We start from the raw sequence: 16383 nt of genomic DNA on the forward strand, positions 1-16383 counted from the left end.
ACCACAGCATGGCCTGCCCCACACCCGCGGGACCAGTCTTAGTTCTGTGACAGCGCGGGCCCGGCTGCTCCGGTCTACTGCGCGGTCAGCGGGTCGCAGACCGCCTCCGTCGTCGGCGTGCTCTCGCCCAGGAGCCCGTGGTCGCCGAGGAAGCTGATCGTCGCGGCGACCCTGCCCGGGTCCAGAGAGCCGACCGCGGTGTCCGCGGCGGGGCGGATCAGCTCGCCGGTGGCCACGGCGACCTCGCGGGCGTGCGCGGCCTGGGTGGTGTCGGCCAGGTCGGGCACGTACTCCTTGGCGGCCTCGACGGCGGCGTCCGGGTCCTCCACGAAGGCCGTCATGCCCGCGGCCGAGGCCTCGACGGCGGCGGTCAGCTCCTCGCGGCGGGCGTCCAGGACGTCGGGCGTGGTGACCAGGGAGGCGCCCACCAGCGGCACGTCCCCGCTGATGGCGAGGGTGCGCACGGGGGTGCCGTTCTGGACGAGCTGGACGGCGTCGTTGTTGGAGAACCCGGCGACGGCGTCGACCTTGCCCGAGGCCAGGGCCGCCTGCTGCGTGTAGCCGATCTCCTGAATGCTGACCTCGTCCTGGCTGAGCCCGGCCGTGGACAGCGCCACCAGGACGGTGTACCAGGTCTCCCCCGTCCTGCCGGGGGTGCCGATGGATCGGCCCCTCAGGGCGGCCAGGTCGGTGATGTCGGAGCTCTCGGGCACGATGACGCAGCCGGGGTAGCGCTGGTAGAAGCCGCCGATGACGACCAGGCCGTTCCCGTTGGAGGCGGCCACGACCGCCTCGTCCGCGCCGCCGACCACGATCTGCTCCGTGCCGGCCAGGAGGGCGTCGAACTGGCCCTCCTGCTCGCCGTGGTGGCGCAGGGAGACGTCCGCGGCGTACTGGCCGTCGGAGACCGCCATGTAGAAGGGGGCGAACTGGATGTTGGGCGTGTAGGTCAGGCCGATGACCAGGCCTCCGGCGGCGTCGGCGGACGCCTTCTGGGCGCCGGTGCCGGAGCCGCAGGCGGCGAGGCCCGCCAGCGCACCCAGGGAGGCGGTGGACAGCAGATGGCGGCGGGACAGGGGGATCATGGTGGTGCCTTTCCGATGAGTGCGTTGACTGTGACAGGTGCGGTGGAGGGGGTGGCGCGTGCTGTCGGCGCGCGGGCGGCCGGGGCCGGGCCTCAGGTCGCCCGGCGCCCGCGCAGGGAGTCCACGACGCGGCTGCGGCGCTCGAGCTCGTGCAGGCACCAGTGGATGGTCGTCGCCATGACGCACAGGACGACGATGGTGGAGAACAGCCCGGTGGTGTCCACGCTCTGGCGCTGGGAGGCGAGCACCATGCCCAGGCCCCTGCCGCCCATGGTCATCTCCCCGATGACCGCTCCGGTGATCGACAGGGTGAAGCCGGTGCGCAGGCCGGAGAGGACGGCGGGCAGCGCCATGGGCAGCTCCATGTAGGCGACCATGGAGGCGCCGTGGGCCCCGTCGAGGCGGGCGGCGTCGATGACGTCGGCGTCCAGGCCGCGCAGGCCGAGCAGGACGGTCACGGTGATCGGGAAGAAGACCATGAGGACGCACAGCACCACGGTCGGCGCGGTGCCGTAGCCGATCCACACGACCAGCAGCGGGGCGATGGCGATGGCCGGCACCGCCTGGGAGGCGGCGACGTAGGGCAGCACGGCGCGGGAGAACGGGCGCCAGTGGAACAGGGCCCATGCCAGGGGCAGGGACAGTGCGGCCGCGGCCAGGCAGCCCAGTGCGGCCTCGGTCAGGGTCACCCGGGCGTAGTCGAGCAGGCCGCCCTGGCTCACGCCCAGCCACAGGCGGCGGACGACGTCGGCGGGACCGGGCAGGAAGACGGGCATGACGAGGCCGGCGCGCGTCACGGCCCACCAGGCGGCGAGGATCGCCAGGCCCAGGGCGAGTGCGGGGCCGGGAGCCCGACGGGGCCGGGCGGGGCGCTCCGACGTCGGCGACGCGGCCCGGCCGGGGCCCGTCCGGCCGTCGGCCAGCATCCGAGCCAACCGGGGCGCTGGGCGATGGGCGATGGCGGTGCTCACGCGGTGTCCTCTCCGGTCACCCGGAGCAGGCGCCCCGGGGGCTCCGGGGTGGTGGGCGGCCGCAGGCTCGCGCCCCTTCGGCACTCGAGCGTCACCGGCGGCCCGCGCGGGCGAGCCGGAGGCTCCGGGGAGCGCCCCGGGGCGAGTGCCGCGTGCCTCCTCCCATCCGGACTTTCACCGTCGGTGCCGGAGTTCCACCGGCTCAACCGGTTGCACCGTCCCGACGGGCCGGTGCAACCGGGTCGCGGACTATCACCGCCGGCTCGGACTTTCACCGACCCCGGAGCACGTTGCTGGCAGCGACCCTAGTCGATGGCAGTGAGTAGGACAACACGCCACGGTGACGGGCGGGTCACACGCAGGGCCGGTGCGCCGCGGCCGGGCGGGTCAGCGGGCTCCGGCGACGGCGGCCCGGAACTCGGCCTCGACCCCGGGGTCCGGACGGCCGGCGCGCGAGACGGCCCAGGCGACGAGCAGGTTGGCCGCGAAGCCCGGAGCGAGCTCGTACAGGTCGAGGATCCCGCCGGGGCCGCCGTCGAGGCTGCCCCAGACGGCGACCACGACCGCCCCGGTGATCATGCCGGCGACCGCGCCGAGCGCCGTCAGCCGCCGCCAGTACAGGCACAGCAGGACGGTCGGCCCGAAGGAGGCCCCGAAGCCCGCCCAGGCGAAGGCCACCAGGGCCAGGATCGTGTCGTTGGGCGTCCACGCCATGGCGGCGGCGGTCAGCGCGACGATGAGTACGGCGGTGCGCGAGGCGATGACCAGGTGGCCGGGGGAGAGCTCCTTCTTGCGCACGATGCGGTAGAGGTCCTCGACCAGGGCCGAGGAGGTGACCAGCAGCTGGCTGGAGATGGTCGACATGATCGCGGCCAGAATCGCGGCGAGCATGAAGCCCGCGACGAAGGGGTGGAAGAGGAGCCGGCCCAGCGAGATGAAGACAGCCTCGGGGTTGTCCAGCCGGCTGCTGTCGCGCTGATACATGGCCACCCCCACCACGGCGGTGCCGATGGCGCCGAGCACCGCGAAGAGCATCCAGCTGATGCCGATAACGGCGCCCTGCACCGCCTCGCGCGGGGAGCGGATCGCCATGAAGCGCACGATGATGTGCGGCTGGCCGAAGTAGCCCAGCCCCCAGGCCAGCGAGCTGACGACGCCGATGACCGAGGTGGTGGCGCCGGCCATCGCCCAGTAGCGCGGGTCGACCGCGCTGACGGCGTCAATGGTGGCGCCGATGCCGCCCAGGCGGATGATGCCGACGACGGGGACCGCGACGAGCGCCGCGACCATCATGAGCCCCTGGACCAGGTCGGTCCAGGAGACCGCCAGGAAGCCGCCCACCAGCGTGTACATCACGGTGATGGCGGCGACCAGTGTCATGCCCAGGCGGTAGTCCATGCCGAAGGACGACTCGAAGAAGGTGCCGCCGGCCACCATCCCGGAGGAGACGTAGAAGGTGAAGAACACCAGGATGATCAGGCCGCTGGTCCAGCGCATGAGGCGACGGGAGTCGTGCAGGCGGTTGTCCAGGAAGCTGGGGATGGTGATGGAGTTGCCGGCCACCTCGGTGTAGCTGCGCAGACGCGGCGCCACCGTGAGCCAGTTGACCAGGGCCCCCACCGTCAGCCCGACGGCGATCCAGGACTCCATCAGCCCCGAGGCGTACAGGGCGCCGGGCAGCCCCATGAGCAGCCATCCGGACATGTCCGAGGCGCCCGCGGACAGGGCGGCCACGAAGGGGTTGAGGTCGCGTCCGGCGAGCATGTAGTCGTCGAGATCGGATGTGCGCGCATAGGCCCACAGGCCGATCATGATCATGCCGACGAAGTAGATGATCATGGAGATGGCGGAGAAGGTCGTGGGAGACATGGCTCTCCTCTACGTAGGGACGTTAGTCCTACTCACCTTAGTCGATGTGTGGCCGCGGGTACAGCCTGTCTTCATTGGGGGTGTAGTTCTTCTGCATCGCCTGGGCGCCGCGGCCCGGGCGGCTCCCTCGCCCCTAGTGCGACATCTGGATGCGCTTGGCCTCGGTGGCGGCCTCGGCCTCGCCGGCGACGTCGTCGAGCCGCTTGCCGATGCCGGCGGCCGCGTAGGCGCCGATGAGGCCCTCGACGAACGGCGCCGGGCTCAGGCGCACCCGGGCGCCCAGGCCCGGGTCGACCAGCTCGAGGGCCGTCTCCGCGCTCATGATCCCGCTGCCCAGGTCCGCCAGCACGAGGACGCCCCCGCCGTCGTCGGCCCTCCCGATGGCGGCGGCGACCTCGGTCGCATCGGTGCCCAGACCGCCGTCGGGCAGCCCGGCGGCCAGCTCGACCCGCACGTCGAGGCCGGGGACGAGTCCGGCGGCGAGCCCGAGAGCCGCCCGCGCGAGCTCGGCGGAGTGCGAGACCAGGACGAGGCCGGTCACGAGGCGGCCCCGTCGGCGACGTCTGCGAGGGCGCGCACGATCAGGGCGGTGGAGGAGGCCCCGGGATCGACGTGCCCGATGGAGCGCTCCCCGAGGTAGGAGGCCCGCCCCTTCCTGGCGAGCATCGGCTCGGTGGCCGCCCGACCGGCGTCGGCGGCCGCGGCCGCCTCCCGCAGCGCCGCCTGCATGCTCGTGCCCGCGCGCAGCGCCTCCAGGGCCGGCAGCCAGGCGTCGAGCATGGTCTTCTCCCCCGCCTCGGCCCTGCCCCGCTGCATGATGCCGCCGACGCCGGCCTCGACGGCATCGGTGAGCGCGTCCAGGTCCAGGGCGCTGCGCCCGGCGGTCGCCGCGGCCATGCGCAGGAAGAAGGTGCCGTACAGGGGCCCCGAGGCGCCGCCGACCTTGGAGATCAGCGCCGTGGCGGCCTTCTTCAGGACGGTGTCCGCGGTGCCGGGGACCGGGGCCGCCACAGCCGCCATGGCTGCCTCCATGCCCCGCTTCATGTTCGCCCCGTGGTCGGCGTCGCCGATGGCGGCGTCCAGCTCGGTGAGCTCATCGGCGTGCTCGGCGATGAGGTCGCCGGCGCGGCGGACCCAGGCCGCCAGGTCGGTCGCGGTCAGCTCGGTCAGTCCGGTCGGCGCCATGGTCATCGCCCCCAGCGCAGGCCGGGAGCGGACACCGGGGCGTCCCACAGGCGCAGGATCTCCTCGTCGGCGCGCACGAGGGTCAGGGAGCAGCCGGCCATGTCAAGGCTCGTGATGTAGTTGCCGACCAGGCTGCGCTCAACGGTGACGCCGGCCGCCTCCAGCTGCCCGGCGACCTCGGCGTACATGACGTACAGCTCGATGAGGGGGCTCGCGCCCATGCCGTTGAGGAGGGCGATGACGCCGGTGCCGTCGCCGGCGGGCAGCTCGGCCAGGACCGGCCCGGCGAGCCGCTCGGCGATCTCGCGGGCGGAGGCGATCTTCTCGCGGCGGCGGCCGGGCTCGCCGTGGATGCCGATGCCGATCTCCATCTCGTCGTCCGCCAGGTCGAAGGAGAGCCTGCCGTTGGCGGGAACGGTGCAGGAGGTCAGGGCCGCTCCCATGGAGCGGCCGCCCTCGCTCACCCGGCGGGCGAGGGCCGCGACCTCGTCGAGGCTCCTGCCCTCCTCGGCGGCGGCCCCGGCGACCTTCTCAACAATGACGGTCACGCCCACGCCGCGGCGACCTGCCGTGTAGAGGGAGTCCTCGACGGCCACGTCGTCGGCGGTGACGACGGTGGCGACCGGGGTGCCGGACTCGGCGGCGACGAGCTCCGCGGCCATCTCGAAGTTCATGACGTCGCCGGTGTAGTTCTTCACGATGTGGAGGACGCCGGCTCCGCGGTCGACGGCGGCGGTGGCGGCGGCGATCTGGTCGGGCACGGGCGAGGTGAAGATCTCGCCCGCGCAGGCGGCGTCCAGCATGCCGGCGCCCACGAAGCCGCCGTGAAGGGGCTCGTGGCCGCTGCCGCCGCCGGAGACGATGGCGACCTTGCCCTCGTCCTTGGGGGTTGCACGGTAGACGATGCGCCGGTCGAGATCGACACGGAGCGTGTTCGGGTGGGCTGCGGCCATGCCGGCCAGGGCGTCCGCGACGACGGCGTCGGCGGCATTGATGAGCTTCTTCATGCACCAATGGTACGTCGAATAAGTCCCCGGTCACAGGAAGGATCCTCGGGGTCCTGCGGACCGGGTGCGGTGCGCCGGGCGCGCAGGCCCGTGCGGGCTCTCAGCCGGTCAGGGCCAGCACGACGGCGGCCGCCCAGCCGCCGTCGTGGGTCAGGGAGACCGGCCACCGGCCCGGCCGGTCGGCCCCCTCCCCCAGGCTCGCCTCGACCGCGTCGGCGACGGCGTCGCCGAGGCGCAGCGAGGGGCGCCCCCAGCGGTCGTTGACGACCTCGATGCCGCGCCAGTCGACCTCCTCGATTCTCAGGACGGGGGGGCAGACGCGCCCGGTGAGGGCGTTGACGGCCGTCGACCAGGCCTTGACGAAGGCCTCCTTGGCGGCCCAGCGGGCGGCCAGGTGCTCGGCCTCGTGGGAGCGGCTCGTCTCGGCGCGGCGCCTGGCCTCGCGGCGCTCGCGGGCGGTGAAGGCGCGCTCGGCGAAGACGGTGCCGGGCACCGCCAGCTGCTCGACGACGCCGGGCACGTGGACGAGGTCGAGGCCCACCCCGAGCACGCGGGCGCCGCAGTCGGGCAGGGGCGGCAGAGCAGGGGCCGTCACAGCAACACCTCCATGGGTCGTACGACCGATCTCGCGCCGGAGACCTACCGATCTCGGCGAAGGGTGGTGGTGGGCGGGCCCGCGGCCGCGCTCTCGCCCACCACCGCCGACGGGTGGGAGCGGGTCAGGCGCTCTCCCCGGCGTGGTAGACGCCGTCGGCGCCCAGCCGCGCCCGGGGGTCCAGGAGCATGGCGGCCTCGACCTCGTGCGGGTCGCGGTGCCTGGTCTCCTGGCCGAGTCGGCGGCCCTCGACCTGCTCGAACAGCGGCGCCCGGCCGATCATGCCGGCCCGACGACGGCGCGTGCCCGCGGCGAGGCGGGCGTTGGCGCCGGTCAGCCACGCGTCCACCGCCTCCTGGCCGCCCGACTGGCGCAGGGCGGACTCGAAGGCGCCGGGGTGGACCAGGGCGATCAGGCCGCTGACGTGTCCGAAGCCCAGCGAGGTCAGCAGGCCCGCGCGCACCGGGCCGGCGCCCGGAACGCGTCCGGACTCCCCGCCGCGCCCGGCCAGGCGGATGGGCGTGCGCGGCCAGACCCAGAAGGCGTCCTTGGCCAGCGGCGCATCGACCACGTCGAGGCTGGCGTTGCCGGGGGCAACGCCGGTGGCGAGGATCTCGGCCAGGCCGGAGACCTGGAAGACCGCGGCACCGCCCTTGGCGTGACCGGTGATCGTCTTCTGGGAGACGGCCACCAGCGGGTTGCCCTCGGAGCGGCCCAGTGCGCGCGCCAGGCGCGTGTGCAGCTCGGACTCGTTGGGGTCGTTGGCGCCCGTGGACGTGTCGTGCTTGGAGACCACGGCGATGTCGTCGGCCTCGACGCCCAGGGCGCGCAGGGAGCGCGCCAGGCGGGAGTCCCCCCCGCCGCGCCCGGCCCCCAGGGCGCCCAGGCCGGGCGCCGGGATGGAGGTGTGGGCGCCGTCGGCGTAGGAGGACACGAAGCCGATCACGCCGGCGACCGGCAGGCCCAGCCGGGCGGCCACGGAGGCGCGCGCCAGGATCACCGTGCCGCCGCCCTCGGCCTCCACGAAGCCGCCTCGGCGGCGGTCGTTGGCCCGGGAGAAGTGGCGGGCGGAGATGCCCTTGGCGTACATGGCGGCCGCCTCCGCGGTGGCGCTCATGTTGCCGAAGCCGACCACGGACTCCACCGAGATGTCGTCGATGGCGCCGGCGACGACCACGTCGGCCTTGCCCAGGGCGATCTTGTCCCAGCCCTCCTCGATGGATACCGCGGCGGTGGCGCAGGCGCTCACCGGCTGGACCATCGACCCGTAGCCGCCGATGTAGGACTGCATGACGTGCGCGGCCACGACGTTGGGCAGGGCCTCCTGGAGGATGTCGCTGGGGCGGTCCTCGCCGAGCAGGCGGCCCACGAACATCTTGCGCATGGCGTCCATGCCGCCGAAGCCGGTTCCTTGCGTGGAGGCGACGTCGCTGGGGTGGACGGCCGCCAGCAGCTCGGCCGGCGAGAAGCCGGCCGACAGGAAGGCGTCGACCGCCGTGACGAGGTTCCACGAGGCGATCGGGTCCATGCCCTCGGCCATGGCCGCCGGAATGCCCCAGCGCTGCGGGTCGAAGTCGACCGGGAACTGGCCGCCGACCGTGCGCGACAGGGCCGCACGGCGCGGAACGCGGGCGAGCGACCCGGCCAGGCGGGTGACGGTCCACTCCCCCGTCTCGGCGTCGGGCGCCACGAGCGTGTGCTCGGGGTCGGTCGCCTCCAGGGTGCGGGCGGTGGCCTCGTCGGCCACGGTCAGCGTGATGTCGTGGTCGAGGTAGACGGCCACGTCCTCCTCGGCGTCAGGGGCGATGACCCCGTCGTCGACGAACTCGCGGATGCCGCAGCGCGCCACGACCTCGTCGCGGTAGCGCTCGAGGATGTCGGACTCCTCGACCATCTCGCCGTCGGCGTCGTACCAGCCGGCCTTCGGCGAGTCGTGCCAGGTGAGCAGGCCCATGCCCCAGGCGAGCTCCAGCACGCCGGCGGCGGTCAGCTCGACGTCGTCGCCGCCGCTCATGCCCAGCTCGGCCTCGCGGCGCGTGCGCCCCGACCCCCACGTGGAGACCTCGCCGGTGGACACCACGACGACCATGTCGTCCAGGGAGGCGTCCACACCGCCCCAGTGGGGGGCGGTCGGCTGGGTGGGCACCACCGGGGTCGGCAGGGCCTTGATGGTGGCCGGGGCCGGCTCCCCGTCGGCGGCGTCCGCGTTCTCGGCCGCCTGGGCCACGGCCTGCTCGCGCAAGGCGACCAGGTCCACGCCCTCGCCCAGGCCCCCGGTCAGGTCCGCCAGGACCGGGGCGGTGGCCGCCTGGGCGCGCACGTCGGTGGTGCACAGCCCCACCAGCTCGGCGGCGATCTCCGGGGTGGCCCAGGTGCGCACCCCGGCGGCCTCGACGGCCGCCACGAGCGGGTCGTTGGCGCCCATGAGGCCGGTGCCCCGCACCCAGCCGATGCGCGGGTGGGCGAGCGTCACTCGCCGCGCCCAGGCCCGCTCGGAGCGCCACCGGTTGACGATGGCGTCCAGGGCGGACTTGACCTCGCCGTAGGCGCCGTCCCCGCCGAAGGTGCCGCGGTTGGGCGAGCCGGGCAGCACGACGTGGAGGCGGTGGTCCACATGGGTGTCGGTGCCGATAGCGCTCAGCGCCGCGATGGTGCGCTCCACGCTCCACAGCAGCAGGCGCGTCTGCGACTCGGCGTCGGGGCCGGCGTCGGCCAGGGTCCCGGACACGCGCGGCGCCGCGAAGGGGAACAGGAGGGTCGGGACGAGGGCCTCCTTGACGAGCCTGGTCGAGCCGCCGGAGGTGATGACCTGGTCGTGGCCGATCCAGTCGGCCAGGGCGTCCACGTCCCGGTAGGAGGCCAGGTTCGCCGGGACCATCCACAGGCGCGCGCCGGCGGCGGCGTGCTCGCGGTACAGGTCCTTGGCGAAGGCCAGGCGCTCGTGCGTCAGGCGCGAGCTGGTCGCCACCACGGTGGCGCCGCCGGCCAGCAGCTCGCCGACGACCGCGGCGGCGATGGAGCGCGGGGCCACGCCGGTGACGACGGCGACGTCGTCGGCCCAGCGGACCGAGTCGGCGCCGGCCACGGGGGGCCGCGCCGCCGCGGTCGCGATGGCCTCGGCAATGCCCGCGCGCTCGGCGGCCTCGGGGGCGCCGGCCTCGCGCAGGGCGCGCACCCACCAGGCGGCCTGGTCGGCGACGGCCCGCCCCAGTCCGGTGAAGCGCTCCGGGGCCAGGAGCGCGCGCGCCCGGTCCAGCGGCGTCTCGCCGTTGCCCAGGCGGGCCAGGTCCTCGCGCGCCGTGGCCCAGCGGTCGTCGATGAGGACGGCGCGGTCGGCGTCGAAGGCGGGCGTGACCGAGCGCAGCCAGCCGGCGCCCAGCTCGGCGTCGACGGCCTCGACCAGGGCGCGCGCGGCCGCCGCCTCGTCGTCCGCGTCGGCGGGGACGGTGACCCGCTCCGACAGGCCCAGAGCAGACAGCACGGTGCGCGCCGTGGTGGCCAGCACGCCGTCGGCGCCGGTGACGGCGGCGGCGAAGGCGTCCAGGGCGGCGGAGTCCACCACCGCGCCCCCGGCGCCGCCCGCGGCGCTGGGCCTGGCCACGGAGACGCCGTGGGCCGAGGCCACGTCCTGGACGGCCCTGTCGATGAGGGCGTCCACCGCGCCGGCGCTGCCAACCGGGGCCGAGGTCCCCAGGGAGGCGAGGTCCTCCCCGCGCATGGAGGCGCCCTCGCGGGTGCCCAGGAACAGCTCGGCGGTGACGTGGGAGACCCACCCCTCGCCCAGGCCCCAGGTGCCCGTGACGCGCTCGGCGACGCGCGCGGGGCGTACGCCGGACGGGCCGAGGAGGCGGCCCAGGGCGGTGCGGACGGCGTCGGTGAGGACCGGGCCGAAGGCCTTGTAGCCGGGGGCCCCCTTGGCGACCGTGGCCGCCAGCGCCGTCATGTCGGCGTCCGCGGCGCCGTCGATGCTGGCGAGCTGGAGCTCGGTGCCCATGTCCATGAGCAGCTGGTTGCGCCGCGAGGACACGCCGTTGGTCAGGGTCTCGGTGGTGTCGGTGGCGCCGATCTGCTCGGGCCGGATGCGCGCGGCGTGCGCCAGGAGCACGGTCAGGGCGTCCGTGGCGGTGAAGGGCAGGTCGTCCACGGGACCGGAGGCGGCCGGCGGCGCGGCCGGGGCCTCCGCCGGCGCGGCGGACGCCTCGACGGGAGCCGGCGCGGCGGCCTCGACGGGGGCGGCCTGCTCGCCGGTCGGCAGCTCGAAGCTCTCCTCCTCCGGCTCCACGGCCGGGTCGGTGTCGGTGGCCAGGACGCGCGCCTCGTCGCGGCGGGCGTTGTGGACCGTCACGTGGCGCCCGTGGTGCTGGGGCAGCATGAGCGTCCTGGAGGCCAGGTTGGCCAGCGTCGGGGAGGCGGCCAGGCCGACCTCGATAATGTGCTCCACGCCCAGGCCGCCCTGATCGGGGGCGGACAGCAGGACGTCCTGAGTCTCGATCCAGCGCACCGGGGAGGCGAACTGCCAGGCGAGCAGCTCGATGAGCAGCCGGCGGGCCAGCTCGACGGGCCGCTTCTGCCAGGCGGCCCAGTCCTCGACAATGGCCCGAACCGGCTCGGAGGGCACGACGTCGAGGATCGCGCGGGCGAACTCGGGGGTCAGCTCGAAGGGGCGCGCCACCAGGTTGGGCACGTAGCGGCCCACCAGGCGGTCGGCGTCCAGGTCGGTCGGGACGAGCGCGGCCAGGCGCTCGCGGAACTCGGGCACGCCGGGGCGCAGGACCCTGGAGTGGAAGGGCACGTCAATGCCGGGCACGAGCATGAACGGGTTCTTGCCGCCGCGCGCCTCGGCCCTGGCTCGCGAGTCGGCGGCCAGGGCGTCCAGCCCCTTGATGGTGCCCGCCACGGCGTACTGCACGCCGGCGAGGTTGTAGTTGACGATCTGGAGGAACTCGCCGCTGGTCCGGGAGATCTGGTCGACGTAGTCCTCGACGTCGGCCGCCTTAATGCCCGCCTGGTTGGGGCGCAGCGCTCCCATGCGGTAGTTCGAGGCGCCGTGCTCGTCGCGCTCGACCAGGGTGTGCATGGTCGAGCCGCGCTGGAAGACGATGGAGATGGTCGTCTCCACGGGCATGACGCGCCCGTAGGCGCTCAGGGCGGTGTACTCCCCCAGGGAGTGCCCGGCGAAGGCGGCCCCCTCGACCAGGGCCCCGGCCTCGGCCAGGCGCGCCGTGGTGGCCATGGCGACGGTGGCCAGGGCCACCTGGGTGAACTGGGTGAGGTTGAGCAGCCCCTCGGGGTGGCGGTAGGTGACGCCGCGGGCGGTCATCTCGGTGGGGTTGTCGCGCACCAGGGCGATGACGGAGAAGCCGAGCTCGGCGCGGGTGTGGGCGTCTGCGCGCTCCCAGACCTCGCGGGCGGCCCTGGAGCTGTTCATCTCGTCCAGCCCCATGCCGCGTGCCTGGATGCCCTGGCCGGGGTAGATGTAGGCGGTCGGCTCGGGCTCGGTGACGGCGGTGCCGCGGGAGACGACCTCGTCGCCGATACGGCAGGTGACCTCCAGGACGAGGCCGCCGCCGCGCACCAGGCCGGTGCGCTCGACGCTGATCTCGACGCGGTCGCCGAGCTCGACGGTGCCGAGCATGACGTAGGTCCAGCCGGCCAGCACATTGCGGGTGCCGTTGGCGGCGGTGGCGGCCACCACCTGCTGGGCGGTCGCCGACAGCCACATGCCGTGGACCAGCGGCGCCTCCATGCCGGCGACCTTGGCCGCGTGGTAGCTGGTGTGGATGGGGTTGAAGTCGCCGGTGACGCGGGCGAAGGCGGTCATGTCGGCCGGCGCCGTCACCGTGACGCGGCGCAGCAGACGGCGCGCAGCGGGGGCGGTGGCGCGCCCCGTGCCCCCGGCCGGCTCGGGGCTGGTGGGCACGGCGGTGCCCGAGGCGCGCCCGCGGATGGCGAAGCGCTCGCGCATGAGGGCGACCAGGGCGCCGTCGGAGGCGTCGGTCAGCTCCAGGCGCACATCGACGACCCGGCCGGCGCCGGACTCCTCCAGGGCGGCCACCCACCCGTCGACCTGGATGACGGTGTCGGGGCCCGCCTGGGCGTGCAGCTCGGCCAGTGGGCGGCGCAGGTCGATGGTGTGGTCGAGGTGGACGGCTCCCAGCAGCCCCTCGATGAGCGGCATGCCGTCCTCGACGACGCTGCCCAGGGCCGCGTAGACCACCGGCCAGCAGGGGCCGAGCAGGGCGTCGGGCACCAGCGGGGCGGGCGACAGCGAGGTCGGCAGGGCGTCTGCGGTCACGGCGCCGTGATCGGCCCCCAGGTTGCCGGCCAGGGTGAAACGGGCGTGGACGGTGCCGAAGGGCTGGGCTGCGGGGCGGCCGAGCGCGTCGGCGGCTCCGGGCGCGGCGGCGACCACCTGCGGCAGGGCCTCGACGAGGTCGCCGGTGACGGACACGGCACCCACGCCGGCGGTGGCGCGCAGCAGGTCGTTCATGGTCTCGCTGATGCGCTCGGGGTCCACCAGCGGCGCGGCCCCGTCCCAGGCGCGGGCCAGGCGCAGGGGGACGACGAGGCGGCGCACGGCGTGGATGTCCTGGCCGCCGGGTGTGGAGTCCCAGTGGGTGTCGAGGCGGATGTCCAGGTCGTAGGCGTCCTCGGCGACGTCGGGGCGGGCGATGACCGTGTAGGCCTCCGGCGGCAGCACGCGGGCCGGGTTGATGGTCAGGTGCCCGTTCCACAGGACGTGCGGCGTGGTGCGGACCAGCTCGGTGGCGTCGGCGACGGGGGCGCCGAGCGTGCTCGCGGTCACCTCGGTGCCCAGGCGTCCGGCGGCGACCTGCTCGGGCACGCCAGCGGCCTGGAGGGCCTCGACGGCGGCGGTCTCAAAGCGGCCCAGGAGGTGGCCGACGGGCTCGTTGATGGTGGTGATACCCGCCACGGCGACCGGGCCGGGGATGATGCGCACCTGGTCGGCGGTGTAACGCGGGTCCTGGGACTGCCACAGCGAGTCGGTGCCCCACCAGCGCAGGATGTCGGCGTCCAGGACCGGCACGAAGGGCACCGGCCTGGGGTGCTTGCGGCACAGGTCGACGAACCAGGCGGCGTCGGCCGGCTCGACGAGCGTCCGGGCGGCGGACGGGTAGCGCCGGGCGAGCGCGGCCAGGGCGGCGTCGGCGTCCAGGACGTCGTCCTCGGTGGCGAACAGGGTCTCGATCTCGCCGTGGTCGGCGCTGCTCACACGCGCCTCGACGCGGTGGAGCAGGTCGACGAAGCGGTCGTACCAGCCCTCGTCGGCCCAGTCCGCGCGGGTGGCGGCACGCCCGTCGTGGGGGGCGACGCACAGCTCGGCGTAGCGGGTGGCCCAGTCCAGGTAGGTCATCTCCTCGACGTCGCCGAAGTAGGGCTTGGCGGTCTTGGACAGGGCGGCGATCATCTCCTCGCGCCGGGCGTTCATGGCCTGGTCGTTGCCGGCGAGCTCCTGGATGAGGCGGGAGGCGCGCGCCGAGGAGTTGTCGATCTCATACAGGTCGGCGCGCAGGTGCGACAGGCCGGAGGTCATCCCGCCCACCGAGGCGCCCGAGGCGACCCAGCCGCCCTCGTGCGCGGGGTCGATGCCGGGGGTGTCGACGAGGAGCTGCTTGACGTCCTCGTTGGTCCTGGCCTCCAGGCAGGTCATAGCGGCCGTGCCGACCATGACGCCGTCCACGGGGGCGGCGGTGACTCCGTAGGCCTCGGCCCAGCGCCCGGTGAGGTAGTCGGCGGCCCTCTCGGGCGTGCCGATGCCCCCGCCGACGCACACCACCAGGTTGTCGCACGCCCGGATGGCGTCGTAGGTGGCCAGGAGCATGGTGTCCAGGTCCTCCCAGGAGTGGTGGCCGCCGGCGTGCCCGTCCTCGATCTGCATAATGACGGGGCTGCCGGGCACGGCCTTGGCGATGGCGATGACCTGGCGGATCTGGTCCACGGTGCCGGGCTTGAAGGCCACGTAGGGGAAGCCCTCGGCGTGCAGGCGCGCCAGCAGGGCGACCGCCTCGTCGAGCTCGGGGATGCCCGCGGAGATGACGACGCCGTCCACGGGGGCGCCGGCGCCGCGGGCCTTGGACAGCAGGCGCTGGGTGCCCAGGTGAAGGTTCCACAGGTAGCGGTCCATGAACATGGCGTTGAAGGCGGCCGTGCGGCCCGGCTCCAGGGCGGCCTCCAGCCCGGCCAGGTTCTCGGTCAGGACCGTGGCGGTGGTCTGCCCGCCGCCGGCGAGCTCGGACCAGTAGCCGGCGTTGGCCGCCGCTGCCACGATCTCGGGGTCGACGGTGGTGGGCGTCATGCCGGCCAGCAGCACGGCGGAGCGTCCGGTCAGGCGGGTGAAGGCGGTGTCGAGGGTGAGCCGCCCGTCGGGCAGGCGGGTCAGGCGCGGGGCGAAGCGGGCGCGGTCGACCGCCGGTGCCGGGGCGGCGCCGGGCCGCTCGAGGTTGTCGATACCGCGTGCGGTGCCCGCGGGGATGACGGTCGTGCCGGTGCCGGCCACGACTGCCTCGGTCAGACGCGTGAGCACGGTCCCCGGGCCCAGGTCGACCACGAGGCGGGAGCCGGCCCCCGCCAGGGCCTGGGCGACCATCTCGGGCCAGTCGACCGGGTCGATGAGAACGGCGACAGCCAGGTCGCGGGCCAGGCCGGCGTCCAGCCCGGCGCGCTCGGACCACGCGACGACGTCCTCGACGGCGGGCGCGAGCAGCGGGGTGTGGAAGGGGACCGAGGTGGTGAGGAACTCGGTGACGGGGCTGAGGACCGCTCCCCCGCGGCGGCGCTCCTTGCGGTCGTCGGCGCTGCGGCGGGCGGCGGCCTCCAGGGCGCTGACCACGGCCTCCAGGTCGGCGGGGCGGCCCGACAGGATGTGGGCCTGGCGGCCGTTGGTGACTCCGACGCTGATGTCCTGCGCGCCGGGGACCCGGGCGAGCACGGCGTCCAGGACCTGGCGGGTCACGCCGCGCACCGAGAGCATGGGGGTGGACTCCCCCACGGTGCCCAGGTCGAGACGGCGGGTGGTGCGGGCGGCGGCCGCTCCGATGAGACGGGCGATGGCGTGGACCTCGACAGCGCCCGCCTCATCGGCCTCGGAGCCGCCGTCGCCGGCCAGGGTCTGCAGCAGGGCGACGCCGAGCACTCCCTGGGAGTGGCCGATGACGGCGGCGGGGGCCGCCGACGAGGTGACGGCGACGCCGGCTGCAGGCAGGGAGGCGACGGCGGCGTGCTGGGCGAACAGGATCCCGGGGACCGAGATGTCGGCGGTGTCAGCCACGGACCCGCCCGCGGCGGCGGGGGTCACGGGGACGGCGTCGTCGGTCAGGAAGCGGGCGCCGCGCGGGGTGATGGTCAGCAGGTCGGTGGCTACGGGCGCCAGGCGCGCCGCGACGGCGGCGTCCAGCCTGACGAGCGCGGCCGCCAGCTCGCGGTCCAGGCCAACGAGCTCGTCAAGGGTGGCGCGCCAGGGCGTGGCCTGTCCGCCGAAGGCCAGGACGTAGGGCTCGCCCCCGCTCAGACGCTCGGCGGAGGTCGGGGCGGCGGCCTCGACGGTGGTGGAGGTGGTGGGCTGGGTGGTCATGCGGTCCTCGGTCGTGGTGGACAGGTCGGTAGACGGTGCGGTGCTCGGGACAGTGGTGTCCGACGGCGCCGGTGAGGCG

General features: G+C 74.7%; 8 protein-coding genes and 1 riboswitch. All 8 genes read right to left on the reverse strand.

Annotation, left to right across the window (positions count from 1 at the left end):
- Positions 1-74: 74 nt before the first annotated feature.
- Positions 75-1085, reverse strand: coding sequence for an ABC transporter substrate-binding protein (locus O145_RS03000; RefSeq protein WP_043559566.1), 1011 nt, complete (start codon positions 1083-1085; stop codon positions 75-77).
- 92 nt (positions 1086-1177) lie between these two features.
- The gene (locus O145_RS03005) at positions 1178-2056 is read right to left on the reverse strand and encodes an ABC transporter permease (protein WP_043559568.1); all 879 of its coding nucleotides are present in this window, start codon (positions 2054-2056) and stop codon (positions 1178-1180) included.
- Positions 2057-2205: 149 nt separating this feature from the next.
- Positions 2206-2348, reverse strand: a riboswitch (FMN riboswitch).
- 95 nt (positions 2349-2443) lie between these two features.
- Positions 2444-3925, reverse strand: a complete 1482-nt coding sequence (gene putP / locus O145_RS03010; RefSeq protein WP_043559571.1) for a sodium/proline symporter PutP — start codon at positions 3923-3925, stop codon at positions 2444-2446.
- A 133-nt stretch (positions 3926-4058) separates the two neighbouring features.
- Positions 4059-4466, reverse strand: coding sequence for a PTS-dependent dihydroxyacetone kinase phosphotransferase subunit DhaM (locus O145_RS03015; protein ID WP_043559572.1), 408 nt, complete (start codon positions 4464-4466; stop codon positions 4059-4061).
- Positions 4463-5116 carry a dihydroxyacetone kinase subunit DhaL gene (gene dhaL, locus O145_RS03020; protein ID WP_043559750.1) on the reverse strand — a complete coding sequence of 218 codons (654 nt, stop codon included), beginning with the start codon at positions 5114-5116 and terminating at the stop codon, positions 4463-4465. The genes O145_RS03015 and dhaL overlap by 4 nt, the downstream gene beginning before the upstream one ends.
- The gene (dhaK, locus tag O145_RS03025) at positions 5113-6117 is read right to left on the reverse strand and encodes a dihydroxyacetone kinase subunit DhaK (protein ID WP_043559575.1); all 1005 of its coding nucleotides are present in this window, start codon (positions 6115-6117) and stop codon (positions 5113-5115) included. Before dhaK ends, dhaL begins: the two co-directional genes overlap by 4 nt.
- Before the next feature lie 100 nt (positions 6118-6217).
- Complete coding sequence (gene acpS, locus O145_RS03030; RefSeq protein WP_043559577.1) at positions 6218-6712, reverse strand: holo-ACP synthase AcpS; 495 nt, start codon at positions 6710-6712, stop codon at positions 6218-6220.
- A 124-nt stretch (positions 6713-6836) separates the two neighbouring features.
- Positions 6837-16304 (reverse strand): type I polyketide synthase, encoded by a 9468-nt coding sequence (locus O145_RS03035; RefSeq protein WP_084682341.1) that lies wholly within the window; start codon positions 16302-16304, stop codon positions 6837-6839.
- Between the last annotated feature and the right edge of the window lie 79 nt (positions 16305-16383).

The sequence above is a fragment of the Actinomyces israelii DSM 43320 genome (assembly GCF_000711965.1).
Classification (GTDB): Bacteria; Actinomycetota; Actinomycetes; order Actinomycetales; family Actinomycetaceae; genus Actinomyces; species Actinomyces israelii.

Coding starts and splice junctions, on each gene's coding strand:
- O145_RS03000 (WP_043559566.1), bottom strand. CDS start 1,085: ATGATCCCCCTGTCCCGCCGCCATCTGCTGTCCACCGCCTCCCTGGGT.
- putP (WP_043559571.1), bottom strand. CDS start 3,925: ATGTCTCCCACGACCTTCTCCGCCATCTCCATGATCATCTACTTCGTC.
- dhaL (WP_043559750.1), bottom strand. CDS start 5,116: ATGACCATGGCGCCGACCGGACTGACCGAGCTGACCGCGACCGACCTG.
- dhaK (WP_043559575.1), bottom strand. CDS start 6,117: ATGAAGAAGCTCATCAATGCCGCCGACGCCGTCGTCGCGGACGCCCTG.
- O145_RS03035 (WP_084682341.1), bottom strand. CDS start 16,304: ATGACCACCCAGCCCACCACCTCCACCACCGTCGAGGCCGCCGCCCCG.